Source organism: Roseisolibacter agri (genome assembly GCF_030159095.1).
Taxonomy (GTDB): Bacteria; Gemmatimonadota; Gemmatimonadetes; order Gemmatimonadales; family Gemmatimonadaceae; genus Roseisolibacter; species Roseisolibacter agri.
In genome coordinates this window covers 200,158-219,760 of record NZ_BRXS01000001.1, presented here as the reverse complement: position 1 = coordinate 219,760, position 19,603 = coordinate 200,158, and the positions used below count along the sequence as shown (strand labels likewise).

The 19,603-nt window shown below is 72.3% G+C and carries 14 protein-coding genes; 8 read left to right on the top strand and 6 right to left on the bottom strand.

All coding sequences use genetic code 11. The features are described from left to right. Positions 1–3 precede the first annotated feature (3 nt). The 3 genes from rosag_RS00965 to rosag_RS00955 all read right to left on the bottom strand — a co-directional run bounded on the left by rosag_RS00965 (position 4) and on the right by rosag_RS00955 (position 9,138). Positions 4–690 (bottom strand): response regulator transcription factor, encoded by a 687-nt coding sequence (locus tag rosag_RS00965; protein WP_284348126.1) that lies wholly within the window; start codon positions 688–690, stop codon positions 4–6. Positions 691–999: 309 nt separating this feature from the next. Next, positions 1,000–8,658 carry an MBG domain-containing protein gene (locus rosag_RS00960; protein ID WP_284348125.1) on the bottom strand — a complete coding sequence of 2,553 codons (7,659 nt, stop codon included), beginning with the start codon at positions 8,656–8,658 and terminating at the stop codon, positions 1,000–1,002. A gap of 162 nt (positions 8,659–8,820) precedes the next feature. After that, positions 8,821–9,138 (bottom strand): hypothetical protein, encoded by a 318-nt coding sequence (locus rosag_RS00955; protein WP_284348124.1) that lies wholly within the window; start codon positions 9,136–9,138, stop codon positions 8,821–8,823. A gap of 565 nt (positions 9,139–9,703) precedes the next feature. On the opposite strand from rosag_RS00955, the gene rosag_RS00950 reads away from it, so the two are divergent. Further along, positions 9,704–10,618 (top strand): enoyl-[acyl-carrier-protein] reductase, encoded by a 915-nt coding sequence (locus tag rosag_RS00950; protein WP_284348123.1) that lies wholly within the window; start codon positions 9,704–9,706, stop codon positions 10,616–10,618. Positions 10,619–10,712: 94 nt separating this feature from the next. On the opposite strand, the gene rosag_RS00945 is transcribed toward rosag_RS00950, so the two are convergent. Next, entirely contained in the window at positions 10,713–11,936 is a 1,224-nt protein-coding gene (locus rosag_RS00945; RefSeq protein WP_284348122.1) for a S8 family peptidase, read from the bottom strand. A 191-nt stretch (positions 11,937–12,127) separates the two neighbouring features. Here rosag_RS00945 and rosag_RS00940 point away from each other — a divergent pair, with 191 nt between their 5' ends. The 7 genes from rosag_RS00940 (at position 12,128) to rosag_RS00910 (ending at position 17,707) form a co-directional block, all read left to right on the top strand. Then, entirely contained in the window at positions 12,128–12,754 is a 627-nt protein-coding gene (locus rosag_RS00940; RefSeq protein WP_284348121.1) for a hypothetical protein, read from the top strand. Beyond that, on the top strand, positions 12,747–13,133 hold the full coding sequence (locus tag rosag_RS00935; RefSeq protein WP_284348120.1) for a winged helix-turn-helix domain-containing protein: 387 nt from the start codon (positions 12,747–12,749) through the stop codon (positions 13,131–13,133). Before rosag_RS00940 ends, rosag_RS00935 begins: the two co-directional genes overlap by 8 nt. A gap of 60 nt (positions 13,134–13,193) precedes the next feature. Continuing rightward, the gene (gene uppS, locus rosag_RS00930; RefSeq protein ID WP_284348119.1) at positions 13,194–13,958 is read left to right on the top strand and encodes a polyprenyl diphosphate synthase; all 765 of its coding nucleotides are present in this window, start codon (positions 13,194–13,196) and stop codon (positions 13,956–13,958) included. A gap of 3 nt (positions 13,959–13,961) precedes the next feature. After that, complete coding sequence (locus rosag_RS00925) at positions 13,962–15,587, top strand: DUF4153 domain-containing protein (RefSeq protein WP_284348117.1); 1,626 nt, start codon at positions 13,962–13,964, stop codon at positions 15,585–15,587. Positions 15,588–15,649: 62 nt separating this feature from the next. Continuing rightward, complete coding sequence (locus tag rosag_RS00920) at positions 15,650–16,429, top strand: helix-turn-helix domain-containing protein (protein ID WP_284348116.1); 780 nt, start codon at positions 15,650–15,652, stop codon at positions 16,427–16,429. A 118-nt stretch (positions 16,430–16,547) separates the two neighbouring features. After that, entirely contained in the window at positions 16,548–17,003 is a 456-nt protein-coding gene (locus rosag_RS00915) for a VOC family protein (protein WP_284348115.1), read from the top strand. Then, a complete protein-coding gene (locus rosag_RS00910) occupies positions 17,000–17,707 on the top strand; it encodes a hypothetical protein (protein ID WP_284348114.1) in 708 nt (235 codons plus the stop codon). Before rosag_RS00915 ends, rosag_RS00910 begins: the two co-directional genes overlap by 4 nt. A gap of 177 nt (positions 17,708–17,884) precedes the next feature. Here rosag_RS00910 and rosag_RS00905 read toward each other — a convergent pair whose 3' ends face one another. After that, positions 17,885–19,072 carry a P1 family peptidase gene (locus rosag_RS00905; RefSeq protein ID WP_284348113.1) on the bottom strand — a complete coding sequence of 396 codons (1,188 nt, stop codon included), beginning with the start codon at positions 19,070–19,072 and terminating at the stop codon, positions 17,885–17,887. 64 nt (positions 19,073–19,136) lie between these two features. After that, positions 19,137–19,541, bottom strand: a complete 405-nt coding sequence (locus tag rosag_RS00900; RefSeq protein ID WP_284348111.1) for a hypothetical protein — start codon at positions 19,539–19,541, stop codon at positions 19,137–19,139. Positions 19,542–19,603: the final 62 nt, after the last annotated feature.

Genomic DNA, 19,603 nt, shown 5'->3' with positions numbered 1-19,603 from the left:
CCGTCACTCCTCCGACGGGCCGAGCGTCAGCACGTAGCCGGTGCCGCGCACCGTGACGAGCGTCGGCTTCGCGTGGTGCTCGCGGAGCTTGCCGCGCAGCCGCGCCACGTGCACGTCGACGACGTTCGAGCCGGGGTCGAGCGTCAGGTCCCACACCTTCTCGAGGAGCTCGCTGCGCGTGACGATCTGCTCGGCGTGCTGGACGAGGAAGGCGAGGAGCGTGAACTCGCGCGGCGCGAGCGCGACGCGGTGCCCGTCGATCGTGGCGCGCCGCATCGCCCGGTCGATGACGATGCCGCCGAACGACAGCGTCTCGATCCCGCGCGGCTCGCGGCGTCGCACGAGGGCGCGCACGCGGGCCTTGAGGATCTCGTCGTCGAGCGGCTTGGTCAGGTAGTCGTCCGCGCCGGCGTCGAGCCCCTGGACGACGTCGCGCTTGCCGTCGTTGCCCGTGATCATGAGGATCGGCGTCTCGCTGCCTTCCTGGCGCAGCTCGCGCGCGAGGGTGAGGCCGCTGCCGTCGGGCAGCGAGACGTCGAGGAGGATGCCGTCGTAGGCGTGCTCCGACGTCGTGGCGCGGGCTTCGGCGCAGTCCGTCGCGACGTCCACGAGGTGACCTTCCTCGCGCAGCGCGTGGCGGATCAGCTCCGCGAACATCCGATCGTCCTCGACTACCAGTAGCTTGGCCATCGACAGAAGCTCTAGGGCGGTCGGCGTCCGCGGGAGGGGGGCGGGCCGACGTGCAGGAGGCTGGTCGCGTGGGAGCCACGCGCTAGCACGGCTAAATGTGATGCCGGACACACTTTCCGGCCAGATGGCGAACGCGCCATGTCTCGCGCCGGACGTGCTTTGTATGACGCCTCAGCAAGGCAAGAAGGTTCGTGACAATACCTTCATACCTGGTCTCACACGCCGCTCCGAACGCCGCAGGCGGCACGGCGAAAGGCTCGCTGGCCCAGTGCCAGCGAGCCTTTCATCACACTCGCCGTGCGGACTGCCTTACGGCTTCAGTCGCACCTGGACATTGCCGCCGAGGAGCTGCACCTGCGTGCCGTTCGGCGGCGTACCGTTCATGTCCGTGCGGGCCGTGCCCACCTGCATGAACGTCTGGCTGGCCGTCCAGACCTTGATCGCGAAGCGATCGGTCGAGCCAGGCTCACCATTGTCGACCAGGTCGATCTGGAACTGCTGCTGGTTGCCGATGTAGCCGGCCGACAGCGTGTACTCGATGCCGGTCAGGCGGTCTACCGCCTTCACGTTCGAGCCGCCGGTGAACGTCGCCCAGCAGGGCTCCGTGCCGGTCGTCGTCGAGCACCGCTGCGTCAGCGCCGACATCTGGTTGCTCTTGATGATGAAGTTGTAGTCGCGGGTGCCGCTCGGCGCCGAGACCGTCGCACCGTTCACCGTCCCGGTCGCCCGGCCGCCACCAAGGTCGGCCGACTTCCGGTAGATGAAGAGGCTGTTCCCCTGCACGCCGCCGTTCTTCAGGAAGCGCGCGGTGAAGCCGAAGTTGCTGCGCGCGCCGGTGTTCGGGTCGTTGATCGAGCCGCCGCCGGTCGTGAAGCCCGTGCCCGGATCGACCGCCGTCAGCGCGGCATTCGGGACGGCCGCCCGGTAGAAGGCGTTGCTAAGGAGCTCCGCCTGAACGATGTACTGATCCTCCTTCAGGCCAGACACGGAGCAGGACGCCGTACCGGCCCCCGAGCCGCTAGCGGACACTGGCGCGTCGCACTTGACGGCGCTGCTCGGGTCCGTGGTGTACACCGAGAAGCGAACCGTCAGCGGGATGCTCGCCCATGGGACCGACCCCAGGTTGCCGTCCTGACTCTCGCTGACGCTCACCGAGAGCTGAGCGCTCGCGGTGCCGCCAGACCTGTTCGTGCTGACGAAGGTCTGGCCCGTGTAGTCGAGGACCATGTCTTCCTTCGTCACGCCGAGCGATCCCGCGGTGTAGCTGAAGGCGTAGTCGTTGTCCGCGCCGCCCGAGCAGGTGATCGGGTACGACGCCTCCGGAGAGATCGCGGCCGCTGTCGTCGAGCAGGTCGGCTTCGTGTCGAGGACCGCGTCGGTCTGGCCGTTGACAAACCCGGTGTACTTCGGCGCGAACGTGGGGTTCGGATCGCTGTACTGGCGCGGATCCGGAGTCTTCGGGTTCGGTTCGACGTTCAGCGCCGCCTTGGCGATGGTGACGACCTGCGACGGGGACGTGATGAGGCTGTAGTTGTCATCGGCGGCCTTCGTCGCCGTGAGCGCGCACGTGCCGGTGCCGCTCGTGATCTCCAGCTTGCCGGCATTCGGGCCAGTGCTGGCGATAGAGCACGCGGTGCCGGTCGCGGTGAAGCTGGCCGTGTGAATCGAGCTGCCGCCGGTGGCGCTCATCGAAAGCGCCTCACCGAACGTACCCGCCGTCGGACCCGTGACGCTGAGCGCGGCCTGCGCGATCTTGCGCGCGGCCACCGTGCGCTCCACCGGAGCAGCGGCGAGGTAGTTCCCGTTGCCGATCTGCGAGGCGGTGATCACGCAGTTGCCCGTGCCGCTGGTCATCTTGACCGAGTTCCCCGTCTGCGTCTCGCAGACCCCAGAGACTGCGATCGCAACGACGAGATTCGAAGCCGTCGTCGTGGGGCTCACCGTGAACGTGCTGTTGTAGTCGGCCGGGGTAGTCGGCTGCACGAAGGTGATGGTCTGGGGCGCCTTGGCGATGGAGAACTCCTTCGCGTCCTGGCTCGCGCCGTAGTTCGCGGTCTCCGCGTAGCTCGCGCTCGCGCGGTAGTCGCCCGCGTCACGCGGCGTGCCGCTGACCTGCCACGCGCCGTTCGCATCCTTCTTCTGGTACGTGACCGTCAGGCCCTGATTCAACCCGGCGGCGCCCGTGACCGTCGCGGACGCGACCTTGTTCGTCCCGTCGTACACCACCGGCGGTGTCGGGACCTCCACGATCGTCGTCGTGCTGGCCTTCGCGATCGTGGTCGTCGCCGTGTTCGTGGCCGCCTCATAGTTCACGGTCGCCGCGAAGCTGGCCGTCACCTTGTAGCTGCCGGCGTTCGTCGGCGCGGTGGCGCTCGCCGCGTAGACCGTCGGACTCACACCCTCGTAGCTGAAGGTCGGGGTCCCGAGGTTGACGCCGCCCACGCCCGACACCGAGCCGGTGGCCGCGCTCGTGGCGCCGAAGGTCCCGCCCGTCCAGCTCACGCTCACGGTCGGCGTCGCCTTGCCGATGTTGAGGTCGGAGCTCGCCTCGGACGCAGCTTCGTAGTTGGCGTTCCCGGCCTGATTCGCCTTCACCGTGCAGGAACCGGCCTCCACGATCGTGAGCAGACCGGCCGCCGTGACCGTGCACTTGCTCGGCGTCGCGCTCGAGTACAGGACGTCGTTGCCCGAGCCGCCGCCGGTCACCCCGCCCGCGACGCTGAACGGTGCATCACCGAACTTCTTCGTGAACGACGTGAGGTTGAATCCGGCGATGGTCTGCGTCGCCTTCGCCGCAGTGGCGGAGGCGGTGACCTGCGTGGCGGGGAAGTAGTTGTTGTCACCGGCACGGTTGACCTTCACGGTGCACGTGCCGGTACCGCTGTTCATCGTCACCGTGTTGCCCGCGATCGTGCAGACCCCCTCAGTGGTGACCACCACCTGCGAGGTGCCACTGCCACCACCAGGCGTCACGTTGAAGCTGGTGTTGTACGTCGCCGTCGCCGGCACGCCCGTGAGGGTCAGCGCCGCTTGCGTCGCCTGATTGATCACCAGCGTGGCGATGGTCGGGTTGCTCAGCGCAGCCAGCTGGTAGTTGGCATTGTCCAGCGTCGCCTCGACCGTGTAGCTGCCGGCGCTCTTGACGTCCGCCGCCTGTACCACGTTCGCGTTCTGCTTGTAGACCAGGCTGACGCCCGAGAGACCCAAGGGCGCGGTCGTCGCGGTCGCCGCCTTCGCGGAGCCGTCGTACGTATGGCTCAGGTTCGTCAGCGTGATCGAGGCCGTCGCCTTCGCGATGGCGAAGGTGCGCGATAGCGCGCTGCCCGCGTACGCGGTCGCAGCATCGTAGTTGTCGTCGCCTGCCTGGCTCGCCGTCACCGTGCAGCTGCCCGCGCCGGTGATCGAGATCGTGCTCCCGCTCACGGTGCAGTTGCCGCTCGCGCCGTAGGTGACCGTCAGGCCGGAGGTCGCCGTCGCCCCGAGCGCCGGAGCCGCCTCGTTGTACTTGGTGTCGGCGAGCACGGGGAACGTGATCGTCTGCGCGGCCTTCGCGGCCGCCACCGTGCGCGTCAGGCTGCTGCCCGCCGCGGCGGTGGCAGCTTCATAGTTCTCGTTGCCCGCCTGCGCCGCAGTGATGATGCAGTTCCCGGTGCCGCTGGTCATCTTGATCGAGCCGTCCTGCTGCTTCTCACACACGCCGGACACCGATACGGCCACCGGCAGGGGGGACGTCGCCGTGGGGTTCACGGTGAAGCTGCTGTTGAAGACCGCGGGGCTCGTCGGCTGCGCGAACGTGATCGTCTGCGACGCCCTCGCGATCGTGATCGTCTTCGTCTCCGAGGACGTCAGGTAGTTCGTGTTGCCCGCGAACGTCGCCCTGACCGTGTACGTCCCGGCCGCCGTCGGCGCGCCGCTCAGCGCCGTGCCGGCCGCCGTCGAACCGCTGTAGTACGTCAGCGTCGCCGTCGCCCCGCCGATCGCCGCGCCGCCCGCATCCTTCACGGTCGCCGTCGCACCGTTCGCCGAGCCGTTGTACGTGCTGTTCTCCCAGGTGATCACCACCTGCGACGTCGCCTGGGTGATCGCGTACGAGCCGTTCACGGGCGTCGCGTCGAAGTTGCTCGCCGCCGGCCCGGTGATGCTCGGCACGATCGTGTACGTCCCGACGTTCGGTCCCACCGTGGCCGGGTCGTTGGCGCAGCTAATGCCGGTCGTGTAGGTCCCGGTCACCGCACACGCGGACGGCGTCTGCGCGCTGCCCGTGTACGTCCCGGTGCCGCTCCCTGCCGTCGCCGTCACGGCCGCCCTGCCGATCACCAGCGTCTCGGTGGCCTCCGGGGCGTCGTAGTTCGTGTTGCTCAGCGTCGCCTTCACGACGTAGCTGCCGGCGTTCTTCACGTCCGCCGCCGCGACCTCGGTCGCGTTCTGGAAGTACCGGACGGTCACGGCGGTGAGACCGGCGGGGCTGGTCGTCGCCGTCGCCGCCTTCGCCGCGCCGTTGTACGTGTGGCTCAGGTTGGTCAGCGTGATCGACGCCGTCGCCTTGGCGGCGGCGAAGGTCTGCGTGGTCGAGGCACCGAGATAGTTGCCCCCCTCGGCCAGCGTCGCCGTGACCGTGCAGCTGCCGACGCCCGCCTTCATCGTGACCGTGCCGTTGCTGATCTCGCAGGCATCCGTGGCACCCACGGAGAGGGTCACGCCGCCGTCGCCGACCTTGGAGGTCGTCACCGCATAGGTGGCGTTGTAGGCCAGCGTGCCCGGGTTGGTGCTCGTGATGCTCACCGAGCCCTGCGCCTTGTTGACCGTCAGCGAGACCGACTTGCTCGTCGCGATGTAGTTCGGCGTCTCGGCTGCCGTGACCGTCAGGGTGTGCGCCCCCACCGGCAGCACATCGGTGGTCGCCTTGTCGTAGCTCAGCGCACCATCACCGGTGGTCAGTGTCGCGTTCAGCACCCCGGCCAGCGTGGTGCCGTACGTGATCGCGGCCGGGGTAGCCCAGCTGATCACCTGGCTCGCCTTGCCGATCGTAAGGCTTCCGGACTTCGTCTCCGCCTCGTAGTTGTCGTTCACGAGCGAGGCCACCACCGCATAGGTGCCGGCGTTCGTCGGCGCGGTCGTGCTCCCCGCGTACGTCACCGACAGCCCCGTGATACCCGCCGGGTCCACCGCGGCGGTCGCGGCGATCGGCGAGCCCGTATAGGTCGCCGCCGCCCCCGTCGGCACCGTCAGCGTGATCGTCGCCTGCACCTTCGCGATGCTGAAGGTGCGCTCGACGCTCGGCGCCGGCAGGAAGTTCGTGTTGCCGGCCTGGCTGGCCGTCACCGTGCAGCTCCCCGCCTTCACCACGTGCAGCTTGCCGTCGACGATGGTGCAGACGCCGGTCGTCGAGCTCGCGTAGCTGACCGTCAGCCCGGAGCTGGCCGTCGCGCCCAGGGCCGCATCCGCGTCCCCGTACTTCGCCGTCGTCGGCGCCGTGAAGGTGATCGACTGCGTGGCCTGATTGACGACGAGCGTCAGCGAGTTGTCGCTCGCCGCCGCGAAGTTCGTGTTCTCCGCGAAGCTGACCGTCACCTCGTGCCCCGTCGTGCTGCCGGCGAGCAGGTTCGCGTTGGTCACGGTGATCGAGAACGCGCCCGTCGACGCGTTGATGGTGCCCGTGCCGCTCACCGCGGCGCCGCCGCCGGTGGTGGTCACGAGCGCCGTCACCGAGCCGCTCGGCACCAGCCCGCCGGTGGTCTTGAGGGTACCGGTCACCGTCGCCGTGGCGGTCCCGAACGTGATCGCGGGAGCCGTGAGCCCACTGAACAGCGGGGCCGCCTTCCCGATCACCAGCGTGCCCGTGGCATTGGTCGCCTGGTAGTTGTCGTTCGTCAGCGACGCGACGACCGCGTAGCTGCCGGCCGCCGTCGGCACGGTCGTGACACCGTCGTACGTGATCGCGACGCCCGCGAGGCCTGCGGGATCCGTCGTGGCCACCGCCGCCTTCGCAGTGCCGTCGTACGTCGCGTTGAGCGCCGAGAGGCTGATCGTCGCTGCCTTCTTGGCGATGCTGAAGCTCTGCGGGACCGACGCCGCCGCGTTGTAGTTCGTGTTGCCGGCCTGCGACGCCGTCACCGTGCAGCTGCCCGCGCCGGTGATCGTCACCGTGCTGCCGCTGATCGTGCACTTGTCCGTGCTGCCGACGCTGAAGCTCACCGCCAGCCCGGAGCTCGCGGTCGCGCTCACCGTGAAGGCCGCGTCGCCAAAGGACTTCCCCGCGAGCGCCCCGAAGGTGATGGTCTGGTCGGCCTTGCCGACCGTGAGCGTCGCGCCGCCGCTCGACGCCGTGTACGACGCGTCACCGACGAAGCTCGCCGCGACGCCCGTGTTCGTGCCGGCTGCGTACGACCCCGCGTTGATCCCGGTCAGGCTCACGCCGGTGAGCGTGGCGACACCCGAGACGTTCGTCGTCGCGCTGCCTACGGAGTTCCCGTTCAGTCGGAAGGTGATGGTCTTTCCGTTCACCCCTGTGGCGGGACTCCCCGAAGTGAGTGTCGCCTTGAGGGTCGTCGTCCCGCCGTAGGTACCGGTCGCCGCGTCGACCGCGACGCTCGTCGCGACGGCGGTGCCGAAGTTCGCAGTGACCTTCTTCGTGTTGTTGGTGTTCGTCGGAACGCAGATCGAGCGGTTCGCCTGATTGAACGTGATGTCCGTGTCCTTCGACTCTGCAGTCCACTTGTCGAACGGCCGCCCATTCGTCGAGGTGGCATTGGCCACGAACTGGATCGCCGCGCCTTCAAAGCTCCAGCTGCTGTTCTGGCTCAGCAGGAATTCCTGGGTGTACTGCCCGGCAGGCGATCCGGTGCACGTCGTGTTGTCGTACCAGAGGAGACGGTAGCCGTAGTCCAACCCGGTCGGTGCGACGAAGAGCTGCACGTTGCCGTCGGTGAACGTCGTCTGCGCCCGCCGCGCAGAGGTCTGCCCGGTGGCGGTGAGGACAAAGCGCACGCCCAGGTGATGGGCTTCGGGCGAGAACGTGGTGTCGACGAACGCGCCCGCCTGATCGGCCGTCGCGGAGAGCGTGCGATCCTCGTGCACGAGCGGATCCTCGTGCAGCGTGATCTTGATGGTCTCACCCGGCGCGAAGCCCGCGCCCGTGATCGTGACCATGCTGCCAGGGACGTAGTCGTTGCGATCGGTCTGTACCGTCGCCCCACCCGTGTTCGCGCCCTCGGCCGTCACCAGCACGACCTGGCCGCCGGCCGACGTCCCCGTCTGCCCGACGGCGTCGAGCGACAGGCCCGGCGCGCCGCTCGGGAAGTAGAAGCCGAACGACGCCATGTTGTCGTAGGCGAGCTGCGTCCCGCCGTTCGACATGATGGCCATGCCCGTCGCGGTCATCGTGCGGACGCTCGCGTACGTCTTCAGCGCGATGTCGGCCGTCACGGTCAGCCCCGTCAGCCCGCGCACCCAGTCGTAGCGCGTCGCCTCGACGTCGGAGTTGTCCTGCAGCACGACGAGGCCGGGCCCACGCACCGCGTCGAAGTTCGCGCCCGCCCAGCGCGCGAGGTTCACGATCAGCGCGTTCTTCGCGAGCCGATTGGTCGCGCCGAGGTCCGGCGTGCCGGAGTAGAAGGCGCGCCGGCCGAGCAGCGCGAGCTTCAGTCGCCCCGCCACCGTCGCATCGCGCAGCAGCGCGAGCGGCGTCCCCTCCTCGTCGTCCGACAGCGAGGGCACGACGAACAGGGTGTAGGCGAACAGGTCGGCCGTCCGGAGGTCGACGGTGCCGTTGCTGCCGTCGTACGCCTTGTCGACGCCCTCGGGATAGGCGCCGGTGGAGCTGAGGGCGGCGACGACGTTGCCGCACGTCTCGACCTCGTCGGTCGGGCAGTACACGAGCGCCTTCTGGGCGGCGGCGGCGGAGGCGTCGAACGCCAGCGCGAGCAGGGCCACCAGCAGAAGCGCGGGGAGGCGCAGGAGCTTGGACATGGGAGGAGCGGGGCGGAGCGTCGCGCCGTCGGGCGACGGCGGTGCTGCGCGGGGCACGGAGGGGGACCCGCGACGTCGCGGGCGAAGCGTCAGGGAGGACGGGCGACGGGGCGGCTGACGCAGGCCGACCCGGTCAGGGCATCAGGCGACCGGCGGTTGCCGTCAGTCGCACGCGTCCTTCTTGATCACCTCGAGCGCCGCGAGCTGCTCGCGCAGCTCCTTCTCCTCGTCGCCCTTGGCCTTGCCGATGGCGGCCTGGAGGGCGGCCTGCTTGCGCGCGTAACCGCGGCAGGTGGACGCGATCCGGTTGCCGAGGGCGGCGGCGACGTTCGGTCCCGCCGGCGCGGCGGAGAACGCGGGCCCCGCGGGCTCGGTGGGGGCCACGGGAGTGGCCGCGGGCTCGGTGTCGGACGCGCAGGCGGCGACCGCGACGAGCGCCGTGAGGGAGACGGCCGCGAAGAGGAGGGTGCGGGACTGCATGGGAAGAACTCCGGGGGGGTTGGAGCCGCCCCCGTTCCCGCGTCGCGGCACCATGCCGGAGCGGGTGGAGACGGTCGGAGTCCTCCTCGGCGGCCGGGCGGTCTCGACGGGGCGAGATCCCGTGCTTTGCGGACCGGCCTCGCGACCGGGGTGCCTTGTGCGGGAGGGGAGGGACTGCGAAGGGGCTGCGAAGAGGGGCGGCCGGGGGCGGCCGGGGGCGGCGCCGTGACGCCGATCGTGCCGAACGCACTCGCCGGGCCAGAGCGAGCGCGACCATAACCCGTTTTTAGCGCACGCGTTGAGCGATCACGGAGAACCGGTCGACCGGCTCCACGCGGCAGCGATCCCGCATCTGGCGTTGTCACCCCGCAGCATTTGGCCGCCGAGATGACGAAACGGTAATGTGTTGTCCCCCAAGGTGATACGTGTCACCAGGGAGGCCCCCGAATGTTTGTAACAAGGGCGTCATAGTCAAGCAAACGCGGCCGTAAACCCCTGTTTACCGTCCGCCCGCGCCGAGCTGACCCGCGTTGCGACGCTCCCCCCCGCGTCTACATTCCGCGCCATGCTCCCCATCGACCTCTCCGGGCGCCGCGCGCTGGTCGCCGGCGTCGCCGACGACAACGGCTTCGGCTTCGCCATCGCCAAGGCGCTCGCCGCCGCCGGCGCCTCCGTGTGCGTGGCCACCTGGCCGCCCGCGCTCAACATCTTCCTGAACCTCATCGAGCGCGGGAAGATCGACGACTCGCGGCGCCTCGCCGACGGCTCGCTGATGACGTTCGAGCGCATCTATCCCCTCGACGCGACGTTCGACACGCTCGCCGACGCGCCCGAGGAGATCCGCACCAACAAGCGCTACGCGGAGCGCGGCGACTTCTCCATCGAGGGGCTCGCGACGCAGCTCGTCGCCGACTTCGGCGAGAAGCCACTCGACATCGTCGTGCACTCGCTGGCCAACGGCCCCGAGGTCAAGAAGCCCCTGCTCGAGGTGAGCCGGCACGGCTATCTCGCCGCCGTCAGCGCCAGCGCCTACTCGATGGTCTCCATGGTGCAGCGCCTCGGGCCACTCCTGCGGCCGGGCGGCTCGTTCTCGTCGCTGACGTACATGGCGAGCGAGCGGGTGATCCCGGGCTACGGCGGCGGCATGTCGAGCGCGAAGGCCGCGCTGGAGAGCGACACGCGCACGCTCGCCTTCGAGGCGGGCCGCAAGTTCGGCGCGCGCGTCAACGTCATCTCGGCCGGCCCGTACGCCAGCCGCGCCGCGAGCGCGATCGGCATCATCGGCAAGATGGTCGAGTACTGCGAGCGCAACGCCGCGCTCCCCGAGCAGCTGGACGCGATGGACGTCGGCAACACCGCGGCGTTCCTCGCCAGCGACCTCGCGCGCGGCATCACGGGCACCACCGTCTACGTGGACAAGGGCTACCACGCGATGGGCATGGCCGTCGACGCGCTGACGACCGTAGCGGGCGCGGACTGAGTCGCTCCGCAGCACCCGAACGCGACGCGGGGCCGGTCCGCCAGGTGGTGGACCGGCCCCGCGTGCATTCCCATCGGACGGCCGGAGCCGCGCGTCAGTAGCCCGAGAACAGCAGGTGGTTGTTCGTGGTCTTGGCGCTCGACACGGCGCCCTTGGTGGTGCCGGCGAACAGCGCGTCGCGCACCTGCGCCGGCGTCGCGCCGCCGTTCGACTGGAGGTACAGCGCGGCGACCCCCGCCACGTGCGGAGTGGCCATGCTCGTGCCGCTGATGGTGTTGACGTCCGCGTCGCTCCGGTACCAGGCCGATGTGATGCTCACGCCCGGCGCGAAGAAGTCGACGCAGGCGCCATAGTTGGAGAACGACGCCTTCCTGTCGGTCCTGTCCGACGCGCCGATGGTCATCGCCTCGGCGACGCGTGCCGGCGAGTACTTGCACGCGTCCTGCGCGATGCCGATGATGTTGCCGTTGCCGGCGGCGATGGCGTAGCTGACGCCGTCCGCGATGGAGTTCCTGACGGCGTCGTCGAGCGCCGTCGAGGCGCCGCCGCCGAGGCTCATGTTCGCGACGGCCGCGCCCGTGGTGTGATGCTCGGTCACCCAGTTGATGCCCGCGATCACGCCCGAGGTGGACCCGCTGCCCGAGCAGCTGAGGACACGCACCGCGACCAGTGACACGCCCTTCGCGACGCCGTACGTCTCGCCGCCCACCGTGCCGGCGACGTGCGTCCCGTGGCCGTTGCAGTCGTCGGCGGCGCCACCGTCCACCGCGTCGAATCCGCTCGTCGCGCGCCCGTCGAACTCGCCGTGCGAGAAGCGGATGCCGGTGTCGATGATGTACGCGGTGACGCCGCTGCCGGTCGCGGTGTACGCGTACGTGGTGCTCAGCGGCAGGCTGCGCTGATCGATGCGGTCGATGCCCCACGTCGCGCCGGCCTGCTCCGTCGACGCGTACATCTCCTGGTCCTGCTCCACGTACGCGACGTTCGGGTTGCGCGCGAGCGCCCCCGCGGCCTGCGCCGACATGCGCGCCGCGAAGCCGCGGAGCGCGTGCTGGTACGTGTAGCGGATCTCGGCGCCCTGCGACGCCGCGAGGCGCTGCGCAAGGCCCGGCGCGTCGGCGACGTCGCCGTTGAAGACGACGATGTACTCGTCGGGGATCGGCTGGCCGGCGTCGCCGGCGGCCGCGGCGCGCTCGAACGCGGGGCGGTCCTCGACGTCGGCGGCATCGACGCGCGGACCGGCGGGATCGGCGCAGGCGGCGGCGAACAGGGCGGTCGCGGTGCACGCGACACGAGCGGAGCGGGGCGGGAGCTTCATCGGGCCGACCTCGACGCGCACGGAAGGCGGGTCTCCGTCGGCGGGCGGACGCGCGGGCCGACGGAGGTGGTCACCCATTCGTGACCGACGCGCGAACATCCGGGCCAAGCGCGCGGCTGTCAAGAATCCACCCGTTTACTTTGCCACACGAAGTACTTGACACGAGCCGGCGCGCGACGCATCCTCCGCCCATGCCCGCCGCCCCGACGCGCCGACCGGCCGCCGCGCAGGACCCTGCCGATCCCCCGCAGCTCCACGCGCGGGCGATGGACAACCTGCACTTCATCCGCAGCACGATGGAGCGCGCCGCCAGCGTCACCGCCGTGTCGGGGTGGGGCATCGCGGGCACGGGCGTGGTGGGACTCGGCGCGGCGCTGCTGGCCGCGCGCGAGCCGGACGCGGGCGCGCGCCTCATCATCTGGCTCGCCGCCGCACCGCTCGCACTCGGCGCCAGCGTCGCCGGCGCGGTGTGGAAGGCGCGGCGCAGCGAGCTGCCGGCGCTCGTCGGCCCGGCGAAGAAGCTCGCGCTCGCCTTCCTGCCACCGATGCTCGCGGGCGCGCTGCTGACGCTCGCGCTCTGGCGCGCGGGGGCGCTCGACGTCGTACCCGCGCTCTGGCTGTCGCTCTACGGGACGGCGATCGTCGCCGGCGGCGCCTACTCGGTGCGCGCGGTGCCCGCGATGGGCGCCGCCTTCCTCGCCCTGGGCGCCGTCGCGGTGGCGGCCCCGGTCAGCTGGGGCGAGCTGCTGCTGGGCCTCGGCTTCGGCGGGCTGCACCTGGCCTTTGGACCCTGGATCGCGAGGCGTCACGGTGGCTAGATCCGGAGCGGCCCGCCGCGCGGCGGGCGAGGAGCGTCCGGCCGCGCCCGCGCTGGCCGGCGTGCGCGGGGCGGCGGCCGGCACCGCCCCGGAGCTCGACCAGCTGGTGCACGAGCGCGTGCGCCTGGGCATCGTCAGCGCGCTGGCGGTGAACGAGTCGCTGAGCTTCGCCGAGCTGAAGGCGCTGCTGCAGGCGTCCGACGGGAACCTGAGCGTGCACGCGCGCAAGCTGGAGGACGCGGGCTACGTCGCCTGCACGAAGGGGTTCGAGGGGCGCGTCCCCCGCACGGACTACCGGCTGACGGCCGAGGGGCGCCGGGCGCTCGAGCGCTACCTCGACCACATGGAAGCCCTCATCCGCGCCACGCGCGATCGCTGACCCGGCACGTCTGCGGGTCCGCGTCGCGTGTGGCGCATTCTCGTGTCCGCTGACTTTACGATGCAAAGTACTCCACACCTCCAGCTCGCCGGCGGCGGCCGCGTCCCCGCGCACGTCGCGATCATCATGGACGGGAACGGGCGCTGGGCCACGCGCCGCGGCCGGCCGCGCGCCGCCGGCCACCTCGCGGGCGCGCGCGCCGTGCGACGCACGGTCGACGCCGCGCTCCGCGCCGGCGTGCGCACGCTCACGCTCTACGCCTTCTCCGGCGACAACTGGCGCCGCCCCGAGAGCGAGGTGCAGCAGCTGATGCGCCTCTTCCGCCGCTACCTGCACGGCGAGGCCGCGCGCTGCGTCGCGCACGGCGTGCAGCTGACGATCGTCGGCCGCCGCGACCGCCTCGATCCGCTGCTGCGCCGCGCCATCGAAGCAGCGGAGGAGACGACGCGCGGCGGCGACCGCCTGCGCCTGCGCATCGCGCTCGACTACTCGGCCCGCGACGCGATCGTGCGCGCCGCCACGCAGGCCGTCGCGGCCGACGACGAGTACGCGCGCGACGCCTTCGCGCTCTTCGCCGCGCGCCTGGGCGCCGCGATGCACGACGTCGCGCCCACGCCCGACGTCGACCTGCTGATCCGCACGGGCGGCGAGCAGCGGCTGAGCGACTTCCTGCTCTGGGAGTGCGCCTACGCGGAGCTCTGGTTCACGCCGACGATGTGGCCCGACTTCGACGCCGACGAGCTCGCGCGCGGGCTCGCCGAGTATGCCGCCCGCGAGCGCCGCTTCGGCGCGCTCCCCACCTCTCCGCGCACCGCGCACGGCTGACCGATGCCCGCCCTCTCGTCGCTGCTCCCCGCCCTGCCGCAGCCGGCCGTCGCGCGCCGCGCGGTGGGCGCCGCGCTCACCCTCGGCGTGCTCACCGACGCGTTGCTGCGGGCACAGCCCCTCGGGATCAACCTCCTGCTGCTGACGACCGCGCTGGTGGCCGCGCTGGCGTGGCTCGCGCGACGCCGCGAGCAACCGCTCACGCTCGGCGCCGCGCTGCTGGGCGCGCTCGCGCTGGTGTTCGCGGGCGCGGCCGGCTGGCGCGACGCGGAGGCGCTGGCCGCGCTCAACGTGCTCGCGCTGCTGACGGTGCTGGCCGCGCTGGCCGCGGCGGTGCTGCACGGCGACGCGCTCGACGTGGACCACGCGGGCCCGCTGGCGTACGTCGGCGGCGCGGTGATCATGGGCGCGCGCGTGGCCTTCGGCGCGCCGCTGCTGGCGTCGCGCGCGGTGGAGGCGCCGCCGCTCCCCGCGCCGGCGACGCTCGCCGGCATCGGCACGCTCGCGCGCGGCGGGCTGCTCGCCGCGCCCGCGCTGCTGGTGTTCGGCGTGCTGCTCGTCTCCGCCGACCGCGCCTTCGCACGCATGATGGAGCACTTGGTCGCGTGGGACGGCGGGCTGGTGGCGCAGCACGTGGTGGTGATCACCGTGAGCGCGTGGATGGTGGGTGGCTACCTCTACGCCGCGCTGCTCGCGCCGCGCCCCGCACCGATCGCCGACGCGCCGGCGACGACGCTGGAGCACGCGATCGCGCCGATGAGCGACCTCCGCGCGGGGCTGCAGGGCGTGGGCGTCGGCGTGCGCGAGGTGACGGTCGCGATCGCGCTGGTGGACGCGCTCTTCCTGACGTTCGGCGCGCTGCAGGTGGGGTGGCTGTTCGGCGGCTCGCGCGCGCTGGCGACGGCGGGCGTGACGGTGGCCGAATATGCGCGACGGGGCTTCTTCGAGCTGGTGGTCGTCGCCGCGCTCGCGCTGCCGATGCTGCTGCTCGCGCACGGCCTCGTCGGCGAGGGGACGCCGAGCCCGCACTCGCGCCGCGCGCACCGCCATTTCCGCATCGCGGCGGGCGCGCTGATCGCGCTCGTGCTCGTGCTGCTCGTCTCGGCCGCCGACCGCATGCGGCTCTACCTGACGGCGTTCGGGCTCACGGAGCAGCGCTTCTACGCGTCGGCGTTCATGGCGTGGCTCGGCGTGGTGTTCGCGTGGGCGGGCGCGACGCTGCTGCGCGGCCGCGTGGCGCAGTTCGCGCTCGGCACGCTGGTGTCGGGGTGGGCGTGGGTGCTGCTGCTGCACGCCGTGAACCCGGACGCGCGCATCGTCAACGTGAACGCCGTGCGCGCCGCCCGTGGCCTGGATCTCGACGCCGAGTACCTGGCGGGGCTGAGCGCGGACGCGGCGCCGGCGCTGGTGGCGCACGCCGACACGATGCTGGCCGCCACGCAGCGCGAGCCGCGGGCGCGCTGCCAACTGCAGTGGGCCTTCCACCACGCCGCGCGCCGCGCCGAGCGCCGGGGCGACTGGCGCGGCTGGAGCCTGTCGCGCGCCCGCGCGCGCCACCTGCTGCCCGCCGCATGGCTGACGGCGCCGGCGCCCTGCACCCCGGCGCCTGTTCCCCCACCCGCGAGCTGAGTCGCGACGGGGTTGCCGCGCGCGGGGTCGGAGCGAGATTCCCTGCTCCCACCCCGCGTTCCGTGCCCAGTCAGCCCCTTCCCTCCGTCGCCGGCGCGCCCGCCGCGTACGCCGAGCACGCGCCGCCCGCCGCGCTGCGCCCGTTCGTGGCGTGCCTGTGGACGCGCGGCGACGTGCCGGCCGGCGGCGCGCCGCACCACGTGCTGCCCGACGGCTGCGTGGACGTGATGCTGACGATGGGACCGGACGGCGCGGTCGCGGAGGTCGTGGGCACGATGACGCGCGCCTTCCTCGCGCCGGCGGTCGGCGGTACGCGCTTCGTCGCCGCGCGTCTGCGCCCCGGCGCCGCGCGCCGACTGCTCGGCGTCTCCGCGCACGCGCTGACCGACGACAGCGTGCCGCTCGACGACCTGTGGCGCGACGCGGCCGACGCGCTGCTGGACGGCGAGCCGACGCTCGACGCGACGCGCACACGGCTCACGGAGCTGCTGGTGCGGCGCGCCGCGCAGGCCGCGCCGCCGCCGGCCGCCGTGCGCGAGGCGGTGCGCCTGCTCGACGCCTCGGGCGGGGCGACGCGCGTCGAGGAGCTGGCGGCGACGCTGGGCCTCACGCGCCAGGCGCTGGCGCGCGCGTTCGCGGAGCACGTGGGCGTGTCGCCCAAGACGTACGCGCGCGTGGCGCGCATGTGGCGCACGATCGCGCGCGTGGACGAGGCGCGGCGCGTGGGCTGGTCGCCGGTGGCGCACGCGCTGGGCTTCGCCGACCAGTCGCACCTCACCGACGAGCTGCAGGCGCTGACGGGGCGCACGCCGGGCGAGTGGTCGCGCCTCGCGGTGGGCTGAGCATGCGCGCGCCCCGCGTTCCATTTCGCCAAGCGTCGCCGCGGATCCACGCGCAGATTGCGCGCATCCCCGCGCGGCCGCGCCGCGCCACCACGACCGATCGCAGCGAGCGAACTCCATGACCACCAGCGCCTTCCGCAAGCTCACGCCCGTCCTCATCGTCGACGCGATCGAGCCGTGCCTCCCGTTCTGGGTGGACCGACTCGGATTCGCCACGGTCGCGACGGTGCCGCACGGCGACGCGATCGGCTTCGCGATCCTCGTGAAGGACGGCGTGGAGGTGATGTACCAGACGCGCGCGAGCGTCGCGGAGGACAACGCGGCGTCGGTGCCCGCGGCGGGCGCCGCGGCGGATGCGACCGCGCTCTTCTTCGAGGTCGAGGACATCGAGGCGGTCGCCGCCGCCGTGCGGGGGATGGACCTCGTCGTGCCGCGCCGCCGCACCTTCTACGGGATGGACGAGCTGGGCGTGCGCGAGCCGGGCGGGCGCGTGGTGATGTTCGCGCAGCCGGTGGCCGACGCCGCGGGCGCGCCGGCGGAGGGCGCGCAGGCCGTCGAGCCCACGGGCACGTGACCGTCGCGCGGGAGCCGCAGGCGTCCGATCCGCCCACGCCGCGCGCGCGGCGGATCGGCGCCGCGATCCCGGAGCGGCTTCGCGGGCAGCGCGAGCGCGTGGCGCGCACCGCGCTGCTGCTGGCGTTCGAGCTGCTGGTGACGTTCCTGGGCCTGCTGCTGGCGTTCGCGGTGGAGAACTACCGCGACGCCCGCAACCGCGCCGAGCGCGCGCGGCAGGTGTACACGGCGCTGGGGCGCGAGGTGCAGAACTTCGCGACCGTCGCGCCGGTGCTCGCGGACACGATCCAGCGCGCCATCGCGGCGTTCGACGCGGCGCGTGCGCGCGGCGAGCGGCCGGCGCCGCCCGTGTACTACGTGCGCGCCGGCAGCGAGCGCATCCCCACCGAGGTATGGGACGCGACGCGCGCGGCGGGCGGCCTGGATCTGGTGGAGCCGCGCCTCTTCTTCACGCTGGCGGAGTTCTACAACCGCGTGAACTCGATCAGCGACCGCTATCGCCGCTACGTCGAGTACACCGAGCGCGAGGTGCTGCACCGGCTGTCGACGCCGGCGGCGTTCTACGATGCGTCGGGCGCGCTGCGGCCGGAGTACGCGACGTACGTGGACCGGCTGCGCGACGTGCACACGCTGCTCGTGGCCCGCGTGCCCGACGCGCGGCGACTGGCGGCGACGCTGGACTCGTCGCGGGCGCGGCTGCGCTGAGTCGCGCCGGCCCCTGTTGCCTTTGGGGAGGATACGGATGCTCCGGATCTGAACGGATGGGACGGATCGCTCCTCGCAGCGCACGGAGCGTCGCCGCCACACGGGACGATCCGAAGCATCCGTATCATCCGAAGCATCCGTATCCTCTCCAACAGCAAGAGCTCCGGCGCGGTGCGCTCAGCGCTTCCGCCCGAGCACCTCGCGCACGCGGTCGAGCGGGATCGCCTGCACGGTGCCGCCGCGCGACGTGACCGTGGTGGCGGCGAAGATCGAGTCGTAGATCGCCTCCTCGGTCGCGTCGGCCGCCGCGGCGAAGAGCGCCGAGAGGTCGCCGCCGTCGTTCGCGAGCTCGGTCGTAGACAGGCGCGGCGCGTCGAACGCGCGGCGCACCTCGCGCGCGGTCGAGAAGGCGATCACGTAGTCGCCCGAGCCGTTGGACGCGTACGAGCCGGTGCGCCCGAGCCCCAGCAGCGCGCGCGACGCGAGGCGGCGCAGGTTGCGGTCGGACAGCGGCGCGTCCGTCGCGACCACGATCACGATCGAGCCGTCGGCGCTGCCCGGCGGCGGCGCGGGGCGCGCGCTGTCGGCCAGCGCGCGCGTGAATGGGTGCCGGCCGAGCGCCTCGCCCACGCGCGCGCCGCCGACGGTGAGCACGCCGCCGAAGTTGCTCTGCACCAGCACGCCCACCGTCCAGCCACCGAGTCCGCGCGTAAGGACTCGCGAGCTGGAGCCGATGCCACCCTTCCACCCGAAGGCGACCGTCCCCGCGCCCGCGCCGACGCTCCCCATCGCGACCGGCGCCTCGCGCGCGCCGGCCAGCGCCGCGCGCACGTGCTCGGGGCGCAGCGGGCGGCTGCGGATGGCGGCGTTGAGCGTGCCGTCGTTCGTCTCGCCCACCAGCGGGTTGATCGAGCGCACGCGCTCCATCCCCGGCAGCGTGAGGAGCGTGTCCACCATCGCGTCGGCCGCGCGCCACACGCACAGGGTGCACGTGAGCAGGATCGGCGTCTCCAGCTCGCCCAGCTCGCCCACCTGCGTGCTGCCGAGCAGCTTGCCGAAGCCGTTGCCGACGACGACCGCCGCGGGCACGCGCTCGCGATAGAGGTTGCCCGCGTGCGGCAGGATGGCCGTCACGCCGGTGCGCACGCTGTCGCCCTCGACGACGGTCGTGTGGCCGACGCGCACGCCGGCGACGTCGGTGATGGCGTTCCAGCGCCCGGGCGCGAGCACGCCGGGCGCGACGCCCAGGTCGCGGGCGCGCGCGCGCCCCTCGGGAACGACGGGCTGCGCGAGGGCTGGCGCAGCGGCGATCAGGAGCGCGAGAACGGGCGCGAGAACGGGCGCGAGGCGGCGGGTGGTCGTCATGGCCCGCACGCTACGCGCCCGTCGCGCCGCCGGTCAACCACCACCGGCGCGCGTCACACGGCGATCAGGGGCGGCGCCAGAACGGCACCGTCACGCGCACCACCGGCGCGTCCGCGAGGATGAACGCGACGTGCGAGCCCCAGAAGCGCGACGCCGTGACGTCGACCGAGAGCACGTAGTAGCCGCCCGGCACGCCGTCGAACGCGTAGCTCGCGTCCGCCCCCGCGGTCGCTTCGGCCACCTTCGTCGTGGTCGCCTGGCCGTCCACCATCTGGTTGCGGTAGAGCGTGAGCTTCGCGCCCGGCGCCGCCACCAGCTGCGTGCTGTCGCTCGCGCCGGGGAGCAGCACGCGCCCCTCGATGCGCACGGACGACGGCAGGTTCGTGGCGCGCGACGTGTCGGCCGTCGCGACGCCGGCCGTGGGCGTGCCCGGGCCGGCCGCGAGCGCGGCCGCGCCGTCACCATCCATCTCTGCCGCGGAGACGCGCCGGGCACGCCGGACCCGAACGGCATTGCAAGGATGAAGATCGG